General features: G+C 64.3%; 24 protein-coding genes. 15 read left to right on the top strand and 9 right to left on the bottom strand.

Features of this window, described 5'->3' with window-relative positions:
* Nucleotides 1-53: 53 nt before the first annotated feature.
* Nucleotides 54-1,178, top strand: a complete 1,125-nt coding sequence (gene tgt, locus ACO055_RS08240) for a tRNA guanosine(34) transglycosylase Tgt (RefSeq protein WP_422062104.1) — start codon at nt 54-56, stop codon at nt 1,176-1,178.
* Here tgt and ACO055_RS08235 read toward each other — a convergent pair whose 3' ends face one another.
* The gene (locus ACO055_RS08235) at nt 1,179-1,349 is read right to left on the bottom strand and encodes a NepR family anti-sigma factor (RefSeq protein ID WP_422062103.1); all 171 of its coding nucleotides are present in this window, start codon (nt 1,347-1,349) and stop codon (nt 1,179-1,181) included.
* A 198-nt stretch (nt 1,350-1,547) separates the two neighbouring features.
* Here ACO055_RS08235 and ACO055_RS08230 point away from each other — a divergent pair, with 198 nt between their 5' ends.
* The 8 genes from ACO055_RS08230 to ACO055_RS08195 all read left to right on the top strand — a co-directional run bounded on the left by ACO055_RS08230 (nt 1,548) and on the right by ACO055_RS08195 (nt 9,442).
* Complete coding sequence (locus ACO055_RS08230) at nt 1,548-2,339, top strand: response regulator (protein WP_422062102.1); 792 nt, start codon at nt 1,548-1,550, stop codon at nt 2,337-2,339.
* Nucleotides 2,340-2,396: 57 nt separating this feature from the next.
* The gene (locus ACO055_RS08225; RefSeq protein WP_422062101.1) at nt 2,397-5,105 is read left to right on the top strand and encodes a bifunctional [glutamine synthetase] adenylyltransferase/[glutamine synthetase]-adenylyl-L-tyrosine phosphorylase; all 2,709 of its coding nucleotides are present in this window, start codon (nt 2,397-2,399) and stop codon (nt 5,103-5,105) included.
* A complete protein-coding gene (locus tag ACO055_RS08220) occupies nt 5,102-5,566 on the top strand; it encodes a peroxiredoxin (RefSeq protein WP_422062100.1) in 465 nt (154 codons plus the stop codon). Before ACO055_RS08225 ends, ACO055_RS08220 begins: the two co-directional genes overlap by 4 nt.
* Nucleotides 5,566-6,357 carry a ferritin-like domain-containing protein gene (locus ACO055_RS08215; protein ID WP_422062099.1) on the top strand — a complete coding sequence of 264 codons (792 nt, stop codon included), beginning with the start codon at nt 5,566-5,568 and terminating at the stop codon, nt 6,355-6,357. The genes ACO055_RS08220 and ACO055_RS08215 overlap by 1 nt, the downstream gene beginning before the upstream one ends.
* Before the next feature lie 113 nt (nt 6,358-6,470).
* On the top strand, nt 6,471-7,175 hold the full coding sequence (locus tag ACO055_RS08210; protein ID WP_422062098.1) for a M23 family metallopeptidase: 705 nt from the start codon (nt 6,471-6,473) through the stop codon (nt 7,173-7,175).
* A 92-nt stretch (nt 7,176-7,267) separates the two neighbouring features.
* Nucleotides 7,268-7,609, top strand: coding sequence for an iron-sulfur cluster insertion protein ErpA (erpA, locus tag ACO055_RS08205; protein ID WP_422062097.1), 342 nt, complete (start codon nt 7,268-7,270; stop codon nt 7,607-7,609).
* 73 nt (nt 7,610-7,682) lie between these two features.
* On the top strand, nt 7,683-8,453 hold the full coding sequence (gene xth, locus ACO055_RS08200; RefSeq protein WP_422062096.1) for an exodeoxyribonuclease III: 771 nt from the start codon (nt 7,683-7,685) through the stop codon (nt 8,451-8,453).
* Nucleotides 8,450-9,442, top strand: a complete 993-nt coding sequence (locus ACO055_RS08195) for a cyclic nucleotide-binding domain-containing protein (protein WP_422062095.1) — start codon at nt 8,450-8,452, stop codon at nt 9,440-9,442. The genes xth and ACO055_RS08195 overlap by 4 nt, the downstream gene beginning before the upstream one ends.
* Here the strand turns inward: ACO055_RS08195 and ACO055_RS08190 are convergent.
* Both ACO055_RS08190 and ACO055_RS08185 read right to left on the bottom strand, forming a co-directional pair.
* Entirely contained in the window at nt 9,439-10,365 is a 927-nt protein-coding gene (locus ACO055_RS08190) for a class II glutamine amidotransferase (protein WP_422062094.1), read from the bottom strand. The genes ACO055_RS08195 and ACO055_RS08190 overlap by 4 nt on opposite strands.
* 111 nt (nt 10,366-10,476) lie before the next feature.
* The gene (locus ACO055_RS08185) at nt 10,477-11,643 is read right to left on the bottom strand and encodes an N-acetyltransferase (protein ID WP_422062093.1); all 1,167 of its coding nucleotides are present in this window, start codon (nt 11,641-11,643) and stop codon (nt 10,477-10,479) included.
* 127 nt (nt 11,644-11,770) lie between these two features.
* On the opposite strand from ACO055_RS08185, the gene ACO055_RS08180 reads away from it, so the two are divergent.
* Nucleotides 11,771-12,859, top strand: coding sequence for a fatty acid desaturase family protein (locus ACO055_RS08180; RefSeq protein WP_422062092.1), 1,089 nt, complete (start codon nt 11,771-11,773; stop codon nt 12,857-12,859).
* A 3-nt stretch (nt 12,860-12,862) separates the two neighbouring features.
* Here ACO055_RS08180 and lptG read toward each other — a convergent pair whose 3' ends face one another.
* Together lptG and lptF are read right to left on the bottom strand one after the other, a co-directional pair.
* Nucleotides 12,863-13,960 (bottom strand): LPS export ABC transporter permease LptG, encoded by a 1,098-nt coding sequence (gene lptG, locus ACO055_RS08175; RefSeq protein WP_422062091.1) that lies wholly within the window; start codon nt 13,958-13,960, stop codon nt 12,863-12,865.
* Complete coding sequence (lptF, locus tag ACO055_RS08170) at nt 13,960-15,114, bottom strand: LPS export ABC transporter permease LptF (protein WP_422062443.1); 1,155 nt, start codon at nt 15,112-15,114, stop codon at nt 13,960-13,962. The genes lptG and lptF overlap by 1 nt, the downstream gene beginning before the upstream one ends.
* Nucleotides 15,115-15,291: 177 nt before the next feature.
* On the opposite strand from lptF, the gene ACO055_RS08165 reads away from it, so the two are divergent.
* The 3 genes from ACO055_RS08165 to ACO055_RS08155 are packed head-to-tail and all read left to right on the top strand — an operon-like array spanning nt 15,292 to nt 17,614.
* Nucleotides 15,292-15,765 (top strand): DUF2141 domain-containing protein, encoded by a 474-nt coding sequence (locus ACO055_RS08165; RefSeq protein ID WP_422062090.1) that lies wholly within the window; start codon nt 15,292-15,294, stop codon nt 15,763-15,765.
* Nucleotides 15,766-15,771: 6 nt separating this feature from the next.
* Nucleotides 15,772-16,743 carry a diacylglycerol/lipid kinase family protein gene (locus tag ACO055_RS08160; protein ID WP_422062089.1) on the top strand — a complete coding sequence of 324 codons (972 nt, stop codon included), beginning with the start codon at nt 15,772-15,774 and terminating at the stop codon, nt 16,741-16,743.
* Between the two features lie 10 nt (nt 16,744-16,753).
* Nucleotides 16,754-17,614: a hypothetical protein gene (locus tag ACO055_RS08155; protein ID WP_422062088.1), complete on the top strand. Its 861-nt coding sequence runs from the start codon at nt 16,754-16,756 to the stop codon at nt 17,612-17,614.
* Nucleotides 17,615-17,731: 117 nt separating this feature from the next.
* Here ACO055_RS08155 and ACO055_RS08150 read toward each other — a convergent pair whose 3' ends face one another.
* The 3 genes from ACO055_RS08150 to ACO055_RS08140 all read right to left on the bottom strand — a co-directional run bounded on the left by ACO055_RS08150 (nt 17,732) and on the right by ACO055_RS08140 (nt 21,348).
* Nucleotides 17,732-19,687, bottom strand: a complete 1,956-nt coding sequence (locus ACO055_RS08150; RefSeq protein ID WP_422062086.1) for an ATP-binding protein — start codon at nt 19,685-19,687, stop codon at nt 17,732-17,734.
* 128 nt (nt 19,688-19,815) lie between these two features.
* Entirely contained in the window at nt 19,816-21,018 is a 1,203-nt protein-coding gene (gene spt / locus ACO055_RS08145; RefSeq protein WP_422062085.1) for a serine palmitoyltransferase, read from the bottom strand.
* Between the two features lie 93 nt (nt 21,019-21,111).
* Nucleotides 21,112-21,348: an acyl carrier protein gene (locus ACO055_RS08140; protein ID WP_422062084.1), complete on the bottom strand. Its 237-nt coding sequence runs from the start codon at nt 21,346-21,348 to the stop codon at nt 21,112-21,114.
* A gap of 152 nt (nt 21,349-21,500) precedes the next feature.
* Between ACO055_RS08140 and ACO055_RS08135 the strand changes: the two genes are divergently transcribed.
* Nucleotides 21,501-22,073 carry a Pycsar system effector family protein gene (locus ACO055_RS08135; RefSeq protein ID WP_422062083.1) on the top strand — a complete coding sequence of 191 codons (573 nt, stop codon included), beginning with the start codon at nt 21,501-21,503 and terminating at the stop codon, nt 22,071-22,073.
* A 364-nt stretch (nt 22,074-22,437) separates the two neighbouring features.
* Nucleotides 22,438-23,838, top strand: coding sequence for an MATE family efflux transporter (locus ACO055_RS08130; protein ID WP_422062082.1), 1,401 nt, complete (start codon nt 22,438-22,440; stop codon nt 23,836-23,838).
* On the opposite strand, the gene ACO055_RS08125 is transcribed toward ACO055_RS08130, so the two are convergent.
* A complete protein-coding gene (locus ACO055_RS08125) occupies nt 23,830-24,279 on the bottom strand; it encodes an HNH endonuclease (RefSeq protein ID WP_422062081.1) in 450 nt (149 codons plus the stop codon). The genes ACO055_RS08130 and ACO055_RS08125 overlap by 9 nt on opposite strands.
* Nucleotides 24,280-24,281: the final 2 nt, after the last annotated feature.

The following is a 24,281-nucleotide window of genomic DNA, read 5'->3' as shown; positions in this document are numbered from 1 at the left end:
CGATCCCAGGGGCTGCTCGACTTTTCATGCGCACGCGGCCATAGGCGCGCGCCATGACCGACAGATTCACCTTTCAGGTCGCTGCGACCGACGGCGCCGCGCGCACCGGCGTCATCCGGATGAAGCGCGGCGAGATCCGCACCCCCGCCTTCATGCCCGTCGGCACCGCCGCGACGGTGAAGGCGATGCGGCCCGCCGATGTACGCGCGACCGGCGCCGACATCATCCTGGGCAACACCTATCACCTTATGCTGCGCCCCGGTGCCGAGCGCATGGCGCGGCTTGGCGGTCTTCACAGCTTCATGGGCTGGGACCGCCCGATCCTCACCGACAGCGGCGGGTATCAGGTCATGAGCCTTTCGGCGCTGACCAAGCAGAGCGAAGACGGCGTCTCCTTCAAGAGCCACCTCGACGGTTCACCCCATATGCTGACGCCTGAACGCTCAATGGAAATCCAGCGCCTGCTCGGCAGCGACATCGTGATGGCCTTCGACGAATGTCCGCCGAACGGCGTCGACGCCAAGCGCGCCGAGGCGAGCATGGAGCGATCAATGCGGTGGGCCGCGCGCAGCCGCGCCGGATTCGATGCGGGCGGCGAGCATGCCGAGCGATCGGCGCTGTTCGGGATCCAGCAGGGTTCGCTCGACGAAACGCTCCGCGCCCGGTCGGCCGCAGCGCTCACCGAGATCGGGTTCGACGGCTATGCCATCGGCGGTCTCGCGGTCGGAGAGGGGCAGGAGGCAATGTTCGGCGTCCTCGATTATGCGCCGGCCCAGCTTCCGGCCGACAAGCCGCGATACCTGATGGGTGTCGGGAAGCCCGACGATCTGGTCGGCGCCGTCGCGCGCGGGGTCGATATGTTCGATTGCGTGCTGCCGACGCGCTCGGGGCGCAACGGCCAAGCCTTCACCTGGGCAGGGCCGGTCAATATTCGCAACGCCAAACATGCCGAGGATCTGGGGCCGCTCGATCCGTCGTGCGACTGTCCGGTGTGCACGACCTGGTCGCGCGCCTATCTCCATCACCTCGTCCGCGCCGGCGAAATGCTAGGCGCGATGCTGATGACGCAGCATAACCTGCATTTCTATCAGGCGTTGATGCAGCGGATGCGCGATGCCATCGCGGTCGGCAGCTTTGCGGCATTCCAGAGCGACTTTGCCGCCCGCTACAAAAAATGATCAGTTGAGCTTGCTCAGCAGGTCCAGCATCGACTGCGGGATCGTTTCGTCGACCGCAGAGTCATAGGCGCGGCGCAGGGCGACGTTGACGTCCTGCACCTTCCTGGGGAGTTGCTTCTCAGCGTCCTTTCCGGTCTGCTTGTTGGGCGGCGAACCGGATCTAGACGTCATTATAGTGGCATCTCTTCGACATGGGCCCTTGTGCTAACCGTGCGTAAACCAAAGCGCAATGCGCCTTTGTTCGTTCATCGTGAAACTATTTTATGCTTGAATCGTTCCCAAGGGGTGAAATTATGCCGGATCGCGGCAGGGTAGCGGTCGCGTTTCGAGCTTGTCGGCGGGCTTTGTCCCGTTTCTGGAGGGTAATTTATGTCATTGGGTCAGGCGATCGCGCCGCATCTTCCGTATCTGCGCCGCTATGGCCGCGCGATTTCGGGGAGTCAGCAGAGCGGCGATGCACTGGTCTCGCGGTTGCTCGAAACCTTGATCGCCAATCCCGACGCGGTCGATACGCGCAGCGATTTGCGGATTCAGCTGTATCGGATGGTCCACGATAATTTCGGCCTGGTAACGGCGCAGGCGCACGGCGACGAACAGATCGCTCCTGAAGTCGCGATCGCAGATGCCCGGCTTCGCCGGATTCCCTCGCTGGCGCGCCAGGCGCTGCTGCTGACGGCGGTCGAAGGGTTCAGCAACGAGGAGACGGGACGCATTGTCGGTCGTGACGCCGCCGAAGTCGACAAGCTGATCCACGAAGCGACCGACGAGATCGATCGCCAGACGCGCGCGCGCATCCTGATCATCGAGGACGAGCCGATCATCGCGATGGACATCGAGATGATCGTCCGCGACCTCGGCCACGATGTCGTTGCGGTCGCAACCACACATAGCGAGGCGGTTGCCGAAGCGCAGAAGCATCAACCCGGCCTCGTCCTCGCCGACATCCAGCTTGCCGACAATAGTTCGGGGATCGAGGCAGTACAGGAGATACTCGGCGGCATGGCCGTGCCCGTCATCTTCATCACCGCCTTCCCCGAACGGTTGCTCACCGGCGACCGGCCCGAGCCGGCGTTCCTGCTGACCAAGCCATATCAGCCGGCGACGTTGCGCGCCGCGATCTCGCAGGTGCTCTTCTTCGACGAAAGCACAGTGCCGGCCTGAGGAGAGTGGCGGCCTGAGGCTTGCCACCCGCGTCCGCGCGGGCGATAGCGACAGGCGATGACTGTTTCGGATGTTTCCGCGCGCCGCTCGGCGCTCGAACGGCTGACTGCCAATGCGCCATTTCTCGCACGGCTGGCCGAGATCAATCCCGAGGACGTCGAACGCTTCCTGACCGAGGGCACCGACGCGGCGCTGGCCGTCGTCGATGCGCCGGCCGCTGATGACGACATCATGCGCGCGCTTCGCCAGTGGCGAGGGCGGATGGCGCTGCTGCTTGCGCTCGGCGACCTGTCGGGCGAGCACGATGTGGCGACGACGACGCGGCTGTTGTCGCAATTTGCCGATCGGGCGTGCGACGCGGCGCTTGCCGCCGCTTTCGCCGAACGCGTTCCGGGTGAGGAGCCACGCGGGCTGTCGATCATCGCGCTCGGCAAGCTGGGCAGCCACGAACTCAATTATTCGTCCGACATCGACCCGATCCTGATCTTCGATCCCGACGCCTTGCCGCGCCGCTCGCGCGACGATCCGGGCGAAGCGGCGGTGCGGATCGCGCGCCGGATGGTCGAGATCTTGTCGGCCCGTACCGCCGACGGCCATGTGCTTCGCGTCGATCTGCGCCTGCGCCCGCATCCCGAAGTCACGCCGATCGTGCTGCCCGAGAGTGCGGCCATCTCCTATTATGAGTCCGAAGCGCTCGCCTGGGAGCAGGCGGCCTTTATCCGGTCGCGCGCTTCGGCGGGTGACCGCGTGCTCGGCGAAAGCTTCCTCGCCGCGATCCGGTCGTTCATTTGGCGCCGCAGCCTCGATTTCCGGCAGCTCAAGGAAATCGGCGCGATGAGCGACCGCATCCGCGACCATTTCTCGCAGGGGCAGGCCTTCGGCCCCGGCTATGATCTCAAGCGTGGGCGCGGCGGTATCCGCGAGATCGAGTTTTTCGCGCAAGTCCACCAGCTCATCTATGGCGGGCGCGATCCGTCGCTGCGCGCCCCCGCGACGGTCGATGCGCTCGCGGCGCTGGCCAGGGCGGGGCGGATCGACGGCGCGATCGCCGAACGGCTGACCGGCCATTATGCGACGCTACGCCGGATCGAACACCGGTTGCAGATGATCGAGGATCAGCAGACGCATTGCCTGCCGACGCAGCCTGCGGCGCTGGATGCGGTCGCGCGGCTCGATGGCCACGCCGATGCCGCGGCGCTGCTCGCGGCGCTTTTGCCCGTCGTGACCGACGTCAGCGCCTGTTACGACCGGCTCGTGGTCGAGCGCGCGGCGGCCACCGGCCTCCCGCGCGACGAACGCGAGCTTGCGGTCGCGCTGATGGCCGCAGGTTTCGACCCGCCTGATACGGCGCTCCGCACGATCGCCGACTGGCGCGGCGGCCAGCTGCGCGCGCTGCGTAGTCCCGCTGCGCTCGACGCGCTTGAAACCGCGCTTCCCGAATTGATGAATGCGATTGGCGTCACGGCCGATCCGCAGGTGACGCTCGTCCGCTTCGACAAGCTCGTCGGCGGTTTGCCGAGCGCGATCAACTTCTTCCACTTGCTTGCCGCGCAGCCCGAGCTGGCAAAGATTGCGACGCGCATCCTCTCGCTCGCGCCGACGCTGGCCGATGCGCTGGGTGCGCGCGTCGAGCTGATCGAAGGATTGATCGACAAGCGCGCATTCGAGGCACCCGCGACCAAAGCCGAGCTCTTGTCCGAATGGGCACCGGGGCTTGCGGGGCTCGACTATGAACGCCTGCTCGACCGCGTCCGCGATCGCGTCGGCGAGCGGCGCTTTGCTTATGGGGTCCAGCTCATCGCCGGAGCGACCGATCCGCTGATGATCGCGTGCGGCTATTCCGAGCTGGCCGAGGGCGCGTTGCAGGTCCTCGCCGATGCGACGGTTGCAGAGTTCGTGGCGGTACACGGCCGCATCCCCGATAGCGAACTCGTCGTCCTCGCGCTCGGACGGCTCGGCGGAAGAGCGCTGACGCATGCGTCGGACCTCGATCTCATCTATCTTTTCACCGGCGACCATCTGGCCGAATCCGACGGCCCGCGCCCGCTCGGCGCGACGACCTATTATAACCGCCTCGCGCAGCGCGTGACGGGCGCCATGTCGGTGCCGACTGCGGCGGGCAAGCTTTACGACGTCGACACGCGGCTCCGCCCCCAAGGCGCGCAGGGTCCGCTCGTCGTCACGCTCGACAGCTTCGAACGCTATCAACGCGAAGAGGCTTGGACGTGGGAGCATATGGCGCTGCTACGCGCGCGGCCGGTCTATGGCTCGGACGATGCAAAGGCCGACGTGCAGCGCATCATCGACGATCTGCTGGCGCCGCAGCGCGAACCGGTGGCGCTTGCGAAGGACGCGGCGGACATGCGCGACAAGATGGCGACGCATAAGCCGCCGCAGGGGCCGCTCGACATCAAGGGCGGGCCTGGCGGGCTGGTCGACCTCGAGTTCGCGATGCAGGTGACCCAGCTTGCAAGCGGCAAATGTCACGAGCCCAATATCGGCTCGGCGCTGGCCTGCCTGCGGGTCGACGGCCTCGCACCGGCGGAAATTTGTGACGCCCATGGCCTGCTCGCGCGCATGCTGGTGATGCTGCGCCTCACCGCGCCCGACGGGGAGCCGGCCAACGCCGCCGCGCGTCAGCTTGTCGCGAGCGCGTGCGGCGAGCCCGGCTGGCCGCAACTGCTTGCCGCGCACGATGCGGCGCGGCAGGAGATCGCGAACTGGTGGGCCTCGATTCGCCCCGCGCAGCAGGAGACAGAGACATGACCCTCGCCATCGGTGGCGCCATTCCCGCCGTCAAACTGATCGATGCCAACGGCGCGACGATCGATCTTGCCGCGATGAAGGGCGCGCCCCTTGTCGTCTATTTCTATCCCAAGGCCGATACGCCGGGTTGCACGGTCGAGGCGCAGGATTTCACCCGCCTCGCGCCGGAATTCGCGCATCTGAAAGCACAGGTGCTCGCGGTATCGCGCGACGCGCCGGCGAAGCTGTGCAAGTTTCGCGACAAATATGGCCTGACCGTCCGCCTCGCTTCGGACGAAGATGGCGCGGTGTGCGAGGCGTTCGGCACCTGGGTCGAGAAACAGAATTACGGCCGCGCCTATATGGGGATCGAGCGCTCGACCTTCCTGTTCGGCGCCGACGGCACGCTCGCAAAGGAATGGCGCAAGGTCCGCGTAAAGGGCCATGCCGACGCCGTACTGGAGGCTGCGAAGGCGCTGTAGTGCAGACGCTTGGCGAAGCGGCGCGCGCGGTCCTGCTGACGCCGGACCCGCACGACAAGCGCCGCGCGGCGCGAGCGCTCGCGCGGGCGTGGCGGAGCGGCGCGCTCGACCATCGCTGCGATGTCGCGATGCCCGATCAGCCGGCGTGGCCCGCAAAGCCCGACCTGCTGGCGCCGAACCGGATGCCGAACCGCGGCAAGGGCGGGTCCGAACGCGGGCGGATCGCGCTTCTCCACGCGCTCGCGCATATCGAATTCGTGGCGATCGATCTGGCGGTCGATCTCGTCGGCCGCTTCGGCGGCGCGTTCCCGCGCGCGTTCGTCGACGACTGGATCGGCGTCGCCGCCGACGAAGCGATGCATTTTGCGCTGCTCGACCGAAGACTGCGCCAGCTCGGCAGCTTCTATGGTGAATTCCCCGCGCACGCGGGGCTTTGGGAAGCGGCACAGGCGACGTCGGACGACGTCTTGGCGCGGCTCGCGATCGTTCCGATGGTATTGGAAGCGCGCGGGCTCGATGTCACGCCGCCGACCATCGATCGCTTCCGCGCGGCTGGCGACGACACGTCTGCAAAGATTTTATCGCGTATTTACAACGATGAAATCCGCCATGTGACCGTCGGCACAGCCTGGTTCGGCCGAAAGTGCGACGAAATGGGATTCAATGTCGTCGAAACGTGGCAAAGCCTCGTAAAATCGCGATTTCGCGGATCGTTGAAGCCTCCGTTCAACGACTCGGCGCGCGGCGAAGCCGGTTTAACGCAAGACTTCTACGCGGTTATTGCTTGGTAAGGTTTGGACCGTCATCAACACTCGCGGGCAGGGAATTATCCCATCCGAGCAAACATCCGGCACCAGCGGCCCCCAAAAAAGGGCACTGGCGACAAGGACTGCGGGGTCGATACGTGCGATACGCTTCACTGGCGCAAAAGTTTCATTTTGGCCTGATATTCTGCGCAGCGGCGCTGACCGGCATCACCGCTCCGGCGGTCCATGCTGCGGAATCGGGCAATGACGCGAGCATCGTGGTTCCTGACGAGCCCGATGACGACGGCTTCAATCCCACGGCGCAGGCTCCCGGCGAAGACAGCGAAGCGCGCGCGATTTTCCAGGCGTGGCGCCGTCTTGATACCGGCCTGACCGCAAGCATCGGCGTTTCGGTGCCTTCGCGCCGCCCGATCGAGAAAATGTCGCTTTCATCGTCCTATGGCATGCGCGTCCACCCGGTCACCGGTAAGCTTGCGCGCCACAATGGCGTCGATATTCCTGCCCCCTATGGCACCCCCATCTACGCAACCGCCGACGGCATCGTCGGCCGCGCCCAGCGTCTCGGCGGCTATGGCAATTATGTCGAAGTCGAACATGGCAATGCGATCCAGACGCGCTACGGCCATATGTCGTCCTATATCGTCATTCCCGGCCAGTCGGTGAAGAAGGGCGATATCCTCGGTTATGTCGGCTCGACCGGGCGTTCGACCGGCAATCATCTCCATTATGAAGTCCGCATCGAAGGCGCGCCGGTCAATCCGATGCCCTTCTGCCAGTCGGACTCGATGTCGATGGCCGCGATCTCGGGCAACAAGAAGCTCGCAATGGGCGGTCCCGAATAAATCAGCTTTCCTGGGTCGGAGAGGAGGGGCGCCCTACGGCTGAACGCCGGGGCGCCCTTTTCATTTGGGGCGGCGCACCCTATCTTGCACCGATGGCCACGCAGCTTTCCGATATCACCCTCTCGCCCGCCGCCGCGGCGCGCGTACGCTGGATCGCCGATCGCAAGGGGCAGGCCGACGCCGCGCTTCGCCTCGCGGTCGATGGCGGCGGCTGTTCGGGCTTCACCTATCGCTTCGGGTTGGCCGAAAGCATCGACGCCGACGACATCATTACACAGACTGACGGCGTGAAACTGGTGGTCGATCCGATCAGCATCGACCTGGTGCGCGGGTGCATCGTCGATTTCGTCGATTCGCTCGGCGGCTCTTCGTTCAAGGTCGAAAACCCCAATGCGGCCTCCGGCTGCGGCTGCGGGTCGAGCTTCTCGATCTGAACCTTGCCCGGTCTCGTCACCTGGAAACAAGTTCAGGGTGACGAAAAGATCGTGATGGGCCATAGGAATGGCCATGAAAATCGCGACCTTCAATATCAACGGGATCAAGGCGCGCCTGCCGCGCCTCGTCGAATGGCTCGAGGAAACGCAGCCCGATGTCGCCTGCCTGCAAGAGCTGAAATCGAGCGACGAGACGATGCCGACGAAAGAGATCGAGGCAGCGGGATATGGCTTTCTGTATCATGGCCAAAAGGGCTTCAACGGCGTCGCGATCCTGGCAAAGGACGCGCAGCCCGTCGAAATTCAGCGCGGTCTCGCCGGCGAAGCCGAGGACGAGCAGTCGCGCTATCTGGAGGCGGACGTGCATGGCGTTCGCGTCGGGTGCATCTATCTGCCCAACGGCAACCCGCAACCGGGGCCGAAATTCGATTATAAACTGCGCTGGATGGAGCGGCTGCGCGAGCGCGCCAAGGCGCTGCTCGCATCCGAAATTTCGACGATCCTGACCGGCGACTATAACGTCATTCCGCACGACGAGGATGTCTGGGATCCGCGGGCGATGTCGACCGACGCGCTGATGCAGCCCGAATCGCGCGACGCCTGGTTCCGCCTGCTCGGCGACGGCTGGACCGACGCGATCCGCAGCCGCCACCCTGCGGGCGGAGTGTGGACGTTCTGGGATTATCAGGCGGGCGGGTGGCAGCGCGACCATGGCTTTCGCATTGACCATTTGCTGCTCAGCCCCGCGATGGCCGACCGGCTGATCGATGCCGGGGTCGACAAGGATCATCGCGGGCGCGAGAAAGCGAGCGACCATGCGCCGACCTGGGCGGTCTTTGCATGACGTTGCTGTCCGCCACGAAGCTGGCGGACGTGCCGCTCTTTGCGGGATTGGGAGAGGCTGAGCGATCCGAACTCGCCGATGCCTTTGTGCCGCGCCACTTTGCCGACGGCGAAGTGATCCTGACCCAGAATGAGCGCGCCGAAGGGCTATTCCTGATCGACAGCGGTCATGTCGATATCGGCAAGCGGCTCCCCGGCGGCGGGCTTGCGCTGCTCGCCAAGGTCGGCGCGGACGAGGTGATCGGCGACATGGCGCTGATCGGGCGTGACGTTCATCGCACTGCGATGGGGATTGCACGCGGGCCGGTCGCCACCTGGTATCTGCCCGCCGATCAGTTTCGCGCGGCGCTGTCGCAACTGCGTCCCGCTTCGCTGCAATTGCAGACCGAACTGGGACGGCTCGTCGCGCAGCGGGTCGTTGCCAAGGCGTCCGATATCGCCGGGCTGCTCGACGAACAGCCCGACGCGTTCACACCGCGTCCGCAACGCGCGCTCCCCCCGATCATCGAGGGCAATTTCGCTGCCGAAGCCTTTCTCGCAAAGCTGCCCTGTTGCATCATGATGACGTCCGCGCAGCGGATTGCCTTCTGGAATGCGGGCGCGCGGATCGAGGTGCCAGCCGACACCGATCTCGCATCGGTAGGCGCGGCGCCCGATACCGTCTGGCTTGTCGTCCGCGGCGCGGTGCGCAGCGCTCTTCCGCACGGCGCGGGTGTTTATCAGCTCACCGTCACCGGTCCCGGACAGCTCGTCGGTATCGCCGCGATGCTGCTCGATGTTCCGCACGACCGGCTGCTGCGGACCAGCGAGCAGGCGACCCTGCTCGCTTTCGACCGCGCGACCTTTGCCGAGATGATGACGACCGGCGACGCGCTCAGCCGCGAGCTTGGCGCGTCGGTCAATGCCGACCTCGTGACCGCGCTCGATGCGCTCGATCAGGTCGAGGCGCGCATCCTCGCGATGCGACGCGGGCATGCCGTCGCGGCCTAACGCGCCAGCGGCACCACGCGGAATGTCGGCCGGTCGCCGTCCATTTCGGCGTGCACCATCGCATATTCCGGGACCGGCATCCACGTCGCGCTGTTCGACGACAGCGGCTCCGATGCGATGATCACGGCGCGCGGATCGTCGTCGCCGCCGACCATCTGCCACTCACCGTCGTGCAGGCCATAGTCGCGCCCGGTGGTGAACCACATCGACAGGAAATTCATGTTCGCCTCATGCACCTGATCGGGCGATCCGGTGCGGTAATGGCCGAAGTCGAAACAGTGGCGCAGCCCCAGGATTTGCCGCCCGGTGGTGATGAACAGGTTGCAGCTCGACGAGATCGCGATGCCATGGTGGCGCCGCGCGGTTTCGAGGATGTCGACGGTTTTCTGCACGGCCGCGACCAGCTCGTCGCGCGACGGTTCGGCGCGCCAGTCGGGAAGCTGCGAGAGCAGCAGCGCATAGACCCATTCGCTGTCGGTCGATCCCGAAATCTCGGCCAGCAATAGCGGGTCGATGTCGGCCATCAGCGTCGCCTTCATTTCGCCGATCCGATAGATATCGCCGTTGTGCGCCATCGCGACCGCGGCACCCGGAAAGTGAAAGGGGTGGGTGTTCTGCTCGCTGACCTTGACCGTCGTCGAATAAGCGACGCCGCGGACATGCGCGATCACGCATTCTGCGCGCGTCTTGACCGCCAGCGATTTCAGATTGCCGTCGAACACCGGCAGCGCGGGCGAGCGATAGCGATGCGGCTGTTCGGGGACGAAGCTCGACCTGTCCCACGCCATCATCCCGAACCCCGCAAGGTTCAGCATGTGCAGCATCTTGGGCATATAGGCCTGGTTGACGAGGCTGGAGTCAGGCTTGAAGAGCAGGTCGTCGAGCTGGACCGGCTCGCCCAGATACATCATCGCGCGGCACATAATCTGTCCCCACCCGCTTGGCTTTCACCAGCCTAGACGGCCTGCGAGGCGCGTCAAGACAGGGCAATCCTCGCTACGACGAAACCGTGGGGAAGCGCGGCAACGCCGCGTCTAGAGATCCTTTTCGTAAATCTGGTACACGCGGTTGACCGTCGCATCGATCGCCTTGGCCACGGCATTCATTCCCTGATTGTCGTCCAGCACCCAGCCGATATCGCCTTCCTGCGTGCCATAGTCGCGCACGGCGTCGCGGCGGATATACTCGATCATCATGAACGCCAGCGTGCTGGCCATGCGGCTGTTCTGCAGGCTCTTGACCACGCCCATCAGCGGAACGCGCAGCCGCTTGCTGCGCGGCCTGCGAAGCCACCAGAGCAGGCGCACCCAGTTGAAGGGGAGAAGCGATCCGCCCATTTTGATCAGCATCTCGTTGATGTCGGGCAGCACGATCATGAAAGCGACCGGTTCGCCATCGACTTCGGCAATACGGATCAGATCCTCATAGACGATGTCTTTCAGCTTCTTGCCGACATGGGCGATCTCGCTGTCGGTCAAGGGGACAAAGCCCCAATTGTCCGACCAGGCGTCGTTCAAAATCCCCATGATCAGCGCCGCTTCGGCGTCGAACTTCTTCTTGTTGACGCGGCGGATGCGGATGCGGTCATTCTTCTCGCCCGCCGCGACGATGCGGTTCACCAGCGGCGGAAAACCGTCGAGGATGTGGACGGCATAGTTTTTGAGCTGCTTGACCGGACGATAGCCCTCGACCTCGATCCACGCCTGATAGAGTGGGCTGTTGTGGCCGAGCATGATCGTCGGCGACCGTTCGAATCCTTCGATGAGCAGGCCCGGCTCGTCCCAGACCGAAATCGACAGCGGGCCGAGCGAGCGGTGCATGCCCTGGCTGCGCAGCCAGTTCTCCGCCGCGACGAGCAGCGCATGCGCGGTTTCGGCGTCTTCGGCCTCGAACAGCCCCCAGTTGCCGGTGCCGGGTCCCATCCCCTGCTCGACCGGCTGTTCGAGCGCCAGCGCGTCGATATGCGCCGAAATGCGGCCCACCGTGCGGCCGCCGCGGCGCGCGAGGAACAGCTGCGCCTTGCCGTGCTCGAACCACGGATTTTTGCCGGGCGTGAGAAGGTCGAACACCTCGCCTTCGAGCGGCGGCACCCACGCCGGATCGCCGCGATTGAGGCGGTAGGCAAGCTCGACGAATTCGCGCTTAACGGCCCTGTTGTTCACCGGTTGGATGGTGAGCGGGCCTTCGTCATGTGCGGTCATGGGTAGTTTCCTGAACTGATCGTCCTATATGTTTGGCGACACTTTAGGGCATTGCTGCGGCGCTGGCGACCCGCATTTGGCCATCTTGCTGCCATGAAATGATGATGAAGAAACCAGGATGTTAGCGATGAACACTCTTGTCGACCGGCTGTCCGGTTCGGCTGCCGCAGCAGCCCCCAAGTCCGCGATCGCCGACGACATGGCGATGATTCGCGCGGCCTCGGAGCTGACGCGCGATCTCGTCAATCCGAGCGCGCGGACCTATTGGACCGACTTTCTCGCTTCGGCCTTTCTCGGCTATGCTGGCGTTGCCGCCGCGATCGTCGCGCCTTCGACGGCGTGGTTGCTCGCTGCTGCGTTCGTCGCGGTGCTCGCGCTCTATCGTGCGGGCAGCTTCATCCACGAAATCACCCATATCCGGAAGAATGCGCTGCCGGGATTCCGTCTCTGGTGGAACATCCTGATCGGCGTCCCGCTGCTGATCCCGTCGTTCATGTATGAGGGCATCCATAGCCTCCATCACAACCGCACCAAATATGGCACGGTCGAGGATCCCGAATATCTGCCGCTCGCGCTGATGAAGCCGTGGACAGTGCCATTGTTCGTCGTCCTCGCGGCGTTCGCTCCGATGGCGTTGATCTTTCGCTATGCGGTGCTGACCCCGATCTCCTTTCTGATCCCGCCACTGCGCAAGATCGTGATGGAACGCTATTCGGGGCTGATCATCAACCCGATGTTCCGCCGCAAGCCGCCCGAGGGCGAGTTCCGCCGTCAATGGGCGTGGCAGGAGGGCGGGGCCTGGGTCTGGTCGACGCTGCTGATCGCCGCGGCCGTCTTCGGCTGGGTGCCGCTGCGCGCGCTGCTGATCTTTGGCGGCATTGCGTCGGCCACCATCGTGCTCAACCAGATCCGCACGCTCGTTGCGCATCTGTGGGAAAATGACGGCGAAGTGCTGACCGTGACTGCGCAGTTCCTCGACAGCGTCAACGTGCCGCCCCCGGGTTTCCTGCCCGAACTGTGGGCGCCGGTCGGCCTGCGCTATCACGCGCTGCACCATCTGCTGCCGGGCGTTCCCTATCATGCGCTGCCCGAGGCGCACCGCCGCCTGAAGGACGCGCTGCCCGCGGATTCGCAATATCATGGCGCGAATTACAGCGGCCTGCCGGGGCTGGTGATAAAGCTGCTCGCCGGTTCAGCGCGCGGCGCGGCGACCTGAGGATTATTCCTCGGTCCTGATCAGGATCATCTCGCCGATCAGGGCAAACAGGATGAACGGACCCCACGCCGCAAGGAAGGGCGTGTAAGCGCCGAGATCGCCCATCGCGAGCGCGAAATTGTCGGCGACGAAGTAAGCGAAGCCCAGCGCCATGCCCAGGATCGCGCGCACGAACAGCTTGCCCGAACGCGCAAGCCCGAACGCTGCGACTGCGCCGAGCAGCGGCATCAGGATCGCCGACAGCGGCCCCGAAATCTTGTGCCACAAGACGCCTTTCAGCGCGTCGACCGGCCGGCCCGCAGCTTCGAGATCGGAGATCGCCGCGCTGAGCTGAGGGAAGGGCAGTTCGTCGCCGTCGACCTGCGCAAGCGTGAACTGGTCGGCGCGAACGCCCCTCAACGCGGTCACCGTGCCCAGCGGTTCGAGCGTGCCCGATCTGCGGATGAAGCGTTTGGCGTTGGTCAATTCCCAGCCGCCGGCGACCTGTTTGGCGCTGTCGGCCTTGAGCATCGACGACAGCACGCCCTGCGTGCGCTCATAGACGGTGATGTCGCGGAGCACGATTGCCGGGCCGTGCGTCTCGACCGTTCCCGCGTTGATCAGATCGTCGCCGGCGCGCACCCAGATATTCGCCCTGACCCCGCTATCCGCGGGCACTTTGGCATATTCGACCTTTTGCCAGGCGCTGAGCGCTGCGGTCGAGCGCGTGACGATGCGTTCGTTGAAGGCAAAGCTGATCCCGGCGACCAGGAAGGATGCCAGAAACAGGGGGGCGAGCACTTGATGGGCCGACATCCCCGATGCTTTCATCGCGATCACTTCGCTGTTCTGGTTCAGCGTGATCAGCGTCAGGATCGTGCCGAGCAGCACCGAAAAGGGCAGGAACGTCTCGATGATCTGCGGAATCCGCATCCCGACATAGCGCCAGACGTCGCTGTCGCCATTGCCTGCCACCGCCAGAATCTTGCCGCTTTCGCCGAGAAGGTCGAGCGTCTGCAGCACCAGCACGAGCGCAAACAGGATCGAGAAGCTGCGGATCAGGAACAGCCGCCCGACGTAAAGCGCCATCGTGCGCGATGGGAAAAAGCTGAGCTGCTGCATCAGGTGGCCCGCGGCGTGCGTTGGAAGAAGCGGAGCAGGCCGCGAAGCCGCTGGCCGCCCTTCGCTGCGATGCGTTCGAGTGCGCCGATCGGCTGGCCGCCCGGTACATGCGCGACGGTGTAGTACATCCAGATCGAAAGCGCCGCGAAGAGCAGGAACGGCACCCACAGAGCGATCAGCGGGTCGATCGACCCGCGCGCGCCCAGATCCTCGGCATATTGGTTGATCTTGTGCTGCGTCACCAGCATCACGATCGACAGGAAGACGCCAAGCGATGACGTCGATCGTTTGGGCGGGATCGCAAGGGCGATCGCGATCAGCGGGACCAGGAACATCGACATCACCTCGACGATGCGGAAGTGAAAATTCGCGCGTGATTCGAGCCGCGTCTTGAGCGGTTCATTCTTGTCCTTGCCGACGACGAACAGCTCGGGGATCGTCAGTTCGCGATCCGCACCGCCGCGAAGGCGAAAGGCCTCGATCTTGGGAAGCGGGATCGGCAGGTCGTGGTTGTCGAACGTGAGCACGCGCGGCACCGCGAATTTGGGCGATTCATGGATCAGCACACCTTGCGTCAGGCGCAGGATGATCGTGTTCGGATCGTCAGTAGCCAGGAATTGCCCGCGCGATGCGGTCGCCGACACGCGCTGTCCATCCTTGTTGTCGCCGCGGACGAATATGCCGCGCAACGACCGGCCATCATTATAGCTTTCCTCGATGCGCAAGGTCATCCGGCTGCCCAGTTTGGTGAATTCGCCGACCTTGATCGACGCGCCGAGTGCGCCCGACCGCAGTTCGAACTGCAACCCCTCATAGGCGTAGCGTGCATAGGGCTGGATGAAGCCAACGATAGCGAGATTGAGCAGCGCGAGGGCGATGGCATAGGCATAAGGAACGCGCAGCAGGCGCCCGAAGCTCATGCCCACGCCGCGCAGCACGTCCAGCTCGCTCGATGTCGCAAGCTTTCGGAAAGCAAGGAGAATCCCGAGCATGAGGCCGATCGGGATGCCGAGCGAAAGATATTCGGGGATCAGGTTCGCCAGCATGCGCCAGACGACGCTGACGGGACCGCCCTCGGTCGCGACGAAATCGAACAGGCGGAGCATTTTTTCGAGCACGAGCAGCATCGCCGACAGGACGAGGGTGCCGAGCATCGGGAAAAAGACCAGCCGCGCTATGTAGCGGTCGATGGCGGGCAATCTATTCAATCTTTCGTCGCCCCATCACCATGATTTGGCCGCAAATGGTTCCGATATCCGAATTCAAGGGCAACAGGGACCCATGTCAGCTTGGCTGCTGGCGTGGCTATAACCACTTGGAGCAATTGCGTCATGTCGAAATTTGTATCGACTTCGCTCTGCGTGGCTCTGCTCGCCGTATCGGTAGCAGCGAACGCGGAGGGGCAGGTTATTTCGAACGATCTGTCCAAATGCAGAAACGGGCCGTCTACCCTGGTCCAGATCAACGGCGTCAAAGCCGGAACGGGTAAAATCCGCGTGCAGAGCTATCGCGCCAATGAGTCCGAATGGCTTGCCAAGGGACGCTGGATTACCCGCACCGAAGTGCCGGCGCGCGCCGGAACGATGACCGTGTGCGTGCCGCTGCCCCAGGCGGGCAGCTATGGCATCGCGGTGCGCCACGACGTCAACGGCAACGGCAAGACCGATTTGTCGGCCGACGGCGGCGGGATGTCGAACAACCCGAGCATCAACATCTTCAACCTCGGCAAGCCGAGTTACAAGAAGACGGCGTTCGCGGTCGGCAATGCGCCCCGGACGATCTCCATCACCATGAAATATATGTAAGCGGAGATGGCGAGCGTCGCGCTTCTTTCCAATCCACGCTCGACGGGCAACCGTGCCCTGTTGCCGCGGGTGCGCGAATATTGCGCGGCGCACCCCGACATCTTCCATTATGAGGTCGAGGACGTCGACCAGATCGGCGAGGCGATCCGTACCATCGCGATGGTCTCGCCGCGCGTCATTGCCATCAACGGCGGCGACGGCACGGTGCAGGCCGCGCTGACCGAGTTGTATTCGGGCGGTCATTTCGGTGGATCGCCGCCGCCGGTTGCGGTTCTCCCCAACGGCAAGACCAATTTGATCGCGCTTGATCTCGGCGCTGAAGGCGACCCGTTGAAAGCGCTCGAACGCGTCGTCGAACTGGTTGAAGCCGGCGAGCTCGGCGACAATGTCATCCAGCGCCAGCTGATCTCGCTCGACGGTGGCGGGGCGCGGCCGGTGCTCGGCATGTTCCTTGGCGGCGCCTATCTCGCCGACGTCATGCTATATTGCCGCAATCGCATCTATCCGCTCGGCCTGCCGAACGGCGTGTCGCATGTTCTCGCCGCGATTCTCGGCCTGTTCGCGATCATCTTTGGCCTTGGCGGCGGACGCCTGCCGCCCAAGCCGCAGCCGATGACCGTCTCGTTGATCCGCCAGGGCGAGTTCAAGGGCAAATTCTCGCTGCTCATCGTCACCACGCTCGAAAAGCTGTTACTCAATATCCGGACCAGCGAAAGCCATGGCTCGAACGGCAATATGAAATTGCTCGCGACCGACAGCAATGTCGGCGCGGTCTTTCGCATGCTGGGCGCCACGTGGAGCGGTACATTGGGCCAGAAGCCGCTCGCGGGCGTGCATTTTCAGCAAGGCGACGAGATCCGGATCGAAGGCGAACGCTCGAACGTCATCCTCGATGGCGAAATCTATCAGGCGACGCTGGGCATGCCGATCATCCTGACCTCGACGCAGCCGGTGCCTTTCCTCCGCCTCGCTGCCTGACTGGCGGGCCATGGCCGATCTTACGTCCCTCGTCCGCGATGAGCTGTCGATCCCGGTCGATCCGCGTGCTGCGGCAATGGCGGCCGCGATCGCTGCCGAATATCCCGGCAGCGCGCGCGCGGTGCTCTTCTATGGCAGCTGCCTGCGCGAGACGCAGCTCGACGGGCTGATGCTCGATTTCTATCTGATCGTTTCGGATTATGGCGACGCCTACCCCAAGCGCTGGATGGCCGCCGCGAACCGGCTCATCCCGCCGAACGTCTTTCCCTTTCAGCATGACGGGCTGATCGCCAAATATGCGGTGCTGAGCGAAGCCGATTTTCACCGCCTGAACGGCGCCGAGACGCGCAGCGTGTCGGTCTGGGCGCGTTTCGCGCAGCCTTCGCGGCTGGTGTGGGCGGTCGATGATACGGCCCGCGACCGCGCCATCGCTGCGATCGCGCGCGCGGCGCCGACGCTGTTGGCAGCGGCCGGGTCGATCGATGGCGAGGCGCCGCTCGACTGGTGGCGGCGGGCCTTTTCGCTGACTTATTCGGTCGAACTGCGCGCCGAGAGGACGAGCCGTGCACAATCGGTCGTCGATGCCGAACCCGACCGCTATTTGCGTTTCGGCCTGCCCGCTATGGCCGCAATTCCCACGGGTGCGCCGAGCGGCGGCTGGGCGCGCCGGCGCCTCGAAGGCAAGCTGCTCAGCATCGCTCGCCTCGCCAAGGCGAGCCTGACCTATGCTGGCGGGATCGATTATCTGGCGTGGAAGATCAACCGCCACGCCGGGACGAAGATCGAGATCAAGCCGTGGCAGCGCCGCTGGCCGTTGGTTGCGGCGCTGACTTTGGTGCCGCGCCTGATGAAGAGCGGCGCAATCCGATAAGGGCTTCCGATGTCCCCGCGAAGTCGGGGGCCTATCAACGGTCTGCTCGAGAGGGCACCATCCGATGAGGGACCCGCGCCTTCGCGAGGGCGCGCAGGCTTTCGATCCGGACGGGCGTTAGCTCGCCAGCCTCTGCCCCTCGGATCGCGCTTCGCCGCTGCGGCGGATCGCCAGGTCGAGCGCGGACAGGGTGAAGGGTTTTCGCAGGACATCATGGTCGCCGAACGCCGCGATCTCGCTCGCATCGCCGGCATAGCCGGTGAGGAACAGCACCGACAACTCGGGCCAGCGCTGCTTGAGCTGCGCGACCATTTCGGGGCCGGTGAGTTCGGGCATCAGCACGTCGGATAATATCAGGTCGAAACCACCCTCCGCCAGCCGCCCTTCGACGAGCCGTTCGGCGTCGAGCGGATTGGCGCAGGCGACTGCATTGTGCCCCAGCTCCTCGACCGCGTCGACGGTCGCCGCGAGCACGCGCTTGTCGTCCTCGACAACCAATATGCTCAGCGCTTCGGCGGGCGCAGCCTCGGCGGTGTCGCCGCCGGCGTCGGCTTGCGAAAGACTTGCCACCTCGGGCCTGGCGACAGGGAACAGCATCGCGACACTGGTCCCCTCGCCCTCGGTCGACGAAATCTGTACCTCGCCGTCGGACTGGCGGCAGAAGGCGAAGACCTGGCTCATGCCGAGCCCGGTGCCCTGGCCTGCGGGTTTGGTCGTGTAAAAGGGATCGAACACGCGTTCGAGAACTTCGGCGGACATGCCGCAACCGGTGTCGATCACCTGGACCGCCAGCGCGGCCGCCTTTTCCCGATCGTCGTGCAAGGTCCGGATCGTCAGCAAGCCATGCCCGTCCATGGCATCGCGCGCATTGACCGCAAGGTTGAGCAGGGCGTTTTCGAACTGCTGCCGGTCGATCCAGCACGCAAGCCCCCCCGCCTTCAGGTCGAGAGTCAGCGCGATGCGATCGCCGATCGTCCGCTCGATCAGCTCGGCAAATCCGGCGATGCACTCGTCGACGACCATGATTTCGGGGCGGGCGGGCTCGGAGCGGGCAAAGGCGAGCAGGCGGCGCGTCAGGTCGGCGGCGCGATTGGCGCCGTCCATGGCGTTGTTCATGTGGCGCAGCGCCTTTTCCGGCGCGGTCACGACCAGCCGCTGTGCCAGTTCGAGCCCGCCGACGACGACCGCGAGCATATTGTTGAAGTCGTGCGCGATGCCGCCGGTCAGTTGGCCGACCGCTTCCATTTTCTGCGCCTGGCGGAGCTGCGCCTCGGCCGCTTCGCGCTCGTTCATCTCGCTGCGCAGGGCGTCGTTCGCTTCGGCCAGTTCGACCGTTCGGTCTTCGACGGCCGCTTCGAGGAGCATCGCGCGGTCGGCCTCGAAAAACTGCTCGCGCCGCGCGACGCGCCGTTCACCTTCGGCGCGGACGAGCGACACCGTCGCGGCGATCGCGATAATCGCCGCAGCCGCACCCAGGAGTGAAAACAACAGGATCGCCTGGTTCAGGTTCGCGCGATCCGACGCCGCGACGCGGTTGCGCTCGGTCAGGATCGTGCGCTCGTTGCGGATCAGGTCGGACAAAAGCCGGTCGATCCGGATCAGCGCCGCATCATGCCCTGCGGCATTATATTTTGAGATCGCCGCGACCGTCTGTCTGTAATTGGCGCTCAGTGCGGCGTCGCCCAGCTGTTCGCCGCGGCGGCTCAATTCGTCGGTGAGCTTCTTGACGAGCGCCGCCTGCTTCGGATTGTCGCGGACGTTGCGCTGAAGCAACGTCAGATATTGCTGCGAGAGCCCCCATTGCTGCTGATAGACGCGGCCATCCTCTTTCTGCAGCCCGACCGCAAAGCGTCCGAGCGCTGCTTCGGCGCGCGCAAGCGCGGCGTCGAGGCTGCGCGTCTGGGAAATGACCTCCAGGCTGTGCGCCTGCCACCCGAGCGAGCGGTCGTAATTGTCGTTGGCGCGCGCGAGCAACAGCACGAGCGCCGCCACGACTCCGGTCAGGATCGCGCCCAGCCCGATCGTCAGCCAGAAGCGCAATCGCTCCCGCCGACCCTCGGTCTCATTTTCCAATTCCCTCTCGAACACCCTGATCTTCTACCGAACAAGCGCGGCGGGGCAAAGCGGGGAAGGGGGCGTGCAGCGCCCCGTCGTTCGACTCGCCGTGAAAAGGAATCCGCTGGTCGGCGGATCGCCTCGCTTCAGCCGATAATGCCGATGCGGTTGCCGGCCCGCTCGAAACGGCCAAGGATCTCGTCGACCTGTTCGCTCGAATGCTCGGCGCACAGCGAGCAACGCAGCAAGGTCATGCCTGCGGGGGTCGCCGGCGGGCGCGCAAGATTGACGTAGAGGCCTTCTTCCAGAAGCGCTTCCCACATCATCGCGCCTTTTTCGAGGTCGGGCATGATCACCGCGATGATCGCGGACTGCGGCTCGTTGGTGCCGAGCGTGAAGCCCAGCGAACGCAGGCCGCCGTGCAGCTTCTTCGAATTTTCCCACAGATGCGCGCGCTTGTTCGATCCGTGCATCAGCTTGCGGATGCTGGTCGCGGCGGTCGCGACGACGCTGGGGGGCAGCGACGCGGTGAACACATAGGGGCGGCAGACGAGGCGCAGGATTTCGAACTTCGGATGGTTCGACACACAGAAGCCGCCCACGGTGCCGACGCTTTTCGAGAATGTGCCGATGATGAAGTCGACATCGTCGATGACGCCCTGCGCTTCGGCGACGCCGCGGCCATGTTCGCCGATGAAGCCCATCGAATGCGCTTCGTCGACCAGGACCATCGCGCCATTTTCCTTCGAGACGCGGATCATCTCTTTCAGCGGGGCGATATCGCCGAGCATCGAATAGACGCCCTCGAGCACGACGAGCTTGCCGGCCTCGGGCGGCAGGCGCTTCAGCCTTTTTTCGAGCGCTTCGACATCATTGTGGCGAAAGGCGACGATTTCGGCGTTGCCCATCGCGCAGCCGTCATAGATCGAGGCATGGCTGTCGATGTCGAGGATGACATAGTCGCCCTTGCCGGCGATCGTCGAAATGATGCCGAGGTTCGCCTGATACCCGGTCGAAAACACCATGGCATGATCCATGGCGTAAAATTCTTTCAGCGCGTCCTCGCACTCCTTGTGGCCCTGATAGGTGCCGTTGAGGACGCGGCTGCCGGTGGTGCCGGCGCCGAATTTGTCGAGCGCATCCTTGCCCGCGGCAATGACATCCTCGTCGAAGGTCATCCCCATATAATTATAGGTGCCGAGCAGGATCGTCTCGCGCCCGTTGCAGATTGCGACGGTCGGCGAGAGCACCTTTTCCATTACCAGGCTGAACGGATCGGTGACCCCGGTCGCGAGAAGATCCTCGCGCTGCTGGATCAGCGGATCGAATTTCGAAAAGAGGTCGGTCATTTGGTTCTTCCGTGTGCCCCGGCGAAAGCCGGGGTCCAGATAGGTTGCGCTGCGCCGCGATCGCCCCCGCTTTCGCCGGGGTGCACGAAGCTGTCAGCCCTGCAGTTTCTCGACCGCGGCGACCAGCTGGCCGACCGTTTCGATTTCGGCCTGCATGTTCATGCTGATGATGATGTCGAAACTGTCCTCGACCTCGGCGACGAAATCCATCACCGTCAGGCTGTCCCATTCAAGATCGCCGGCAAAGGTCGTCGCGTTGGTCAACTCGACACCCTTTTTGTTGAAGGGGCCGATCAGGCCGTAAATCTGGTCGGTGAGAGCGGTGCTCATGTGATGCGTCCCATCAAGGAATAAGAATGCGGGCGGAATGCCGTGAAGGGTCCCGATTGGCAAGCGAATGCGGCGGAAACGGGGCAGCATCTTGCCGTTTGCGGCGCGGCATGCCATCCCTGTGACGGGGTCGCCGACAGGGATGGGGCGGTATGAGCAGCGAAGAATCAAAGACATCGCCGGATCGTCCGGCCATTTCCTTCCCGCCGAATGCTGTGCATCTCGTCCGCACGAACCAGCAGATCACGATGCAGCTGTCGCAAATGGCGGACCAGAAGGCATCGATTCTGATGGGCGCGACCTTCGTGGTCTTCACGCTCGCGGTCGGACAGGCGCGCGCCGGCGGCGGCGCGCTCGCCATGCCGCTGACCATTCTCGCCACCTTTTCCTTCCTGTCGGCGCTGCTCGCCGTGTCGGCGGTGCTGCCGCGCGTCGGCAAGGCGCCGCCGGTCGTCTTCAAGGATGGCAAGGATCACAGCAATATCCTCTTCTTCGGCCGCTTCGAGCAGATGGACGAGGATGAATTCATCGCCGCGGTCAAGGCGCGGCTGCGCAACGAAGAGGATCTGTACGAAACGATGCTGCGCGACACCTACCAGAACGGCATCGTCCTCGCGCGGCGCAAATACCGGTTTCTGGCTTATGCCTATCGGCTGTTCGTCGTGGGTTTGACGCTGACCTTTCTCGGCTTCGCCTTTGAAATGGTGATGCTGTGGAGCCGATGACGCTGCCGCGCCTTGGATAAGGCGGCGACGTACTTCTCTTCGTCATCCCCAATTTCTCGTCGTCATCCCGGACTTGATCCGGGATCCCTTTTCGGACGCAGCGCAAACGGACCCCGGATCAAGTCCGGATATATCCCATTGGAGCAACTATGTGTTCCCCCGCCTTCGCCGGGGAACACCCATTCCTTGTCCCAGTGGGATAATCGCCGATCAAGCCTGTCCTGAGCCTGTCGAAGGGTCCGGGGTGACGAAAAGAGACGGCAGGGACATTGCTGTTGCCTTTTTGCCACCCCCACCGCTGAAAACCGGATCGGCACCCCGCACCACTTGAACCACCCCAAACCCGCGCCTATCCGGGCCGGCCATGCTGGAGCAGGCCCATCCCCTGACTGCGGATCGCCCGCAGAATTTTCGCGCCGAGTTTCGCGCGACGCTGGCGCTCGCGCTGCCGCTGGCGGCGGCGAACCTGCTTCAGATGCTGGTGCATGCAATCGACGTCATCTTCGTCGCGCGGCTCGGCGATACCGAACTTGCCGCCTCGTCGCTCGGCGTTTCGATCTTCGGACTTTTGTTGTGGACCGGAACCGGCCTTGTCAGCGCTGCTGCGCCGTTGATCGCCGCCGAACTCGGTCGGCGGAAACATTCGGTGCGCGAGGTTCGGCGCACGGTCCGCATGGCGCTCTGGCTCACCGCGCTCGTCTCGCTCGTCTTCATGGGCGTCTGCGCCGCGGGCGGGCCGATCATGCGCGCGACCGGGCAACCCGAAGATCTGACCGCGCGCGCCGCCGGCTTCCTGCTCATTCTCATGCTCGGGATGTTTCCGATGATCGCCGCGGCGGTTCTGCGCATCTTCGTCTCGGCGCTCGGCCGCCCGACCATCGCCACCGCGATCACCTTCTTCGCGCTCGGCACCAACGCGCTCGGCAATTGGGCGCTGGTGTTCGGGCATCTCGGCATGCCCGCGCTCGGCCTCAACGGCTCGGCGATCTCGAGCGTGATCACCTCGACGCTGATCCTGCTCGCCTATGTCGTCGTGATTCAGAGCGACCGCCGCCTGCGCCGATATCGCCTGTTCGGCAATTGGTGGCGCAGCGAATGGAGCCGCTTTTTCGAGATGCTGCGCATCGGCATGCCGATCAGCCTGACCATTCTGGCCGAGGCCGGGCTGTTCACGGGCGCGGCATTCCTGATGGGCCGCATCGGCGAAGCACAGCTCGCGGGGCACACGATCGCGCTTCAGGTCGCGGCGCTCGCCTTCCAGATTCCGTTCGGGGTCGCGCAGGCAGCGACGATCCGCGTCGGGCTTGCCTATGGCGCGCGCGATCATGATGGCATCGGGCGTGCAGGCGCGGCGTCGCTCGCGCTCGGTATCGGCTTCATGGGCTTCACCGCGCTGCTCATGTGGCTGTTTCCCGGCCTCGTGCTGTCGATCTATGTCGATGTCGATGCGGCGCGCAACGCGGCGCTCGTCGGTTTCGCGATGCAGTTCCTTGTGGTCGCGGCGGCATTCCAGCTGTTCGACGGCGCGCAAGCGGTCGCGGCCGGCGTGCTGCGCGGACTGCAGGACACGCGCATCCCGATGATCATCGCGATCTGCGGTTACTGGATCGCGGGCTATAGCACCGCGATCTACCTCGGATTCTGGACGCCGCTTGCCGGCGTCGGGGTGTGGATCGGGCTGGCGGTCGGGCTGATCGTCGTCGCGGCGCTGCTGCTTACGCGCTGGCGGATGCGGGCGCGGCTGGGGCTGCTGCCCTCAGCCTAGCTTTTTAAGGCGCTCTTCGACTTGGGCGAGGAGCGCCCGCAACCACTCTCGGCCCGCATCGGCGTTGAACGCTTCGATCGGCGCATGGCCTTTCTTGGCGTTACAGGGCTTGCACGCGAGTACGAGATTTTGGATCGCTTCCGCAGCTTCACCATTCTGACCCTCGACGTGGTCGATCGTCACATTGTCTTTGGTCAATTTGGCCGGACAATAAAAGCATTTGCCGCCGTGCAGGTGGGCTGCCTTTTTCAGGCTGTTTCTTGCGCTCCAGGGGCCGCCGGCCACGCCTCCCACCCAATAAAGCGGTACTCGGCTTTCTTCGCTGTGAAAGCGCGCGAATGTGATGGAGCGATAGGGCATCGTATCGAGGCATGGGCGAGCGCCGATCTCCGGCCGTTCGATGACCTGTTCTGCTTTCTTTTGGGACGTCTTGTCTGCCATGT

The organism is Sphingopyxis sp. (assembly GCF_965227415.1).
GTDB lineage: Bacteria > Pseudomonadota > Alphaproteobacteria > Sphingomonadales > Sphingomonadaceae > Sphingopyxis.
Note: the sequence above shows the minus strand (reverse complement) of the source record. Positions and strands in the feature narration are given on the sequence as shown.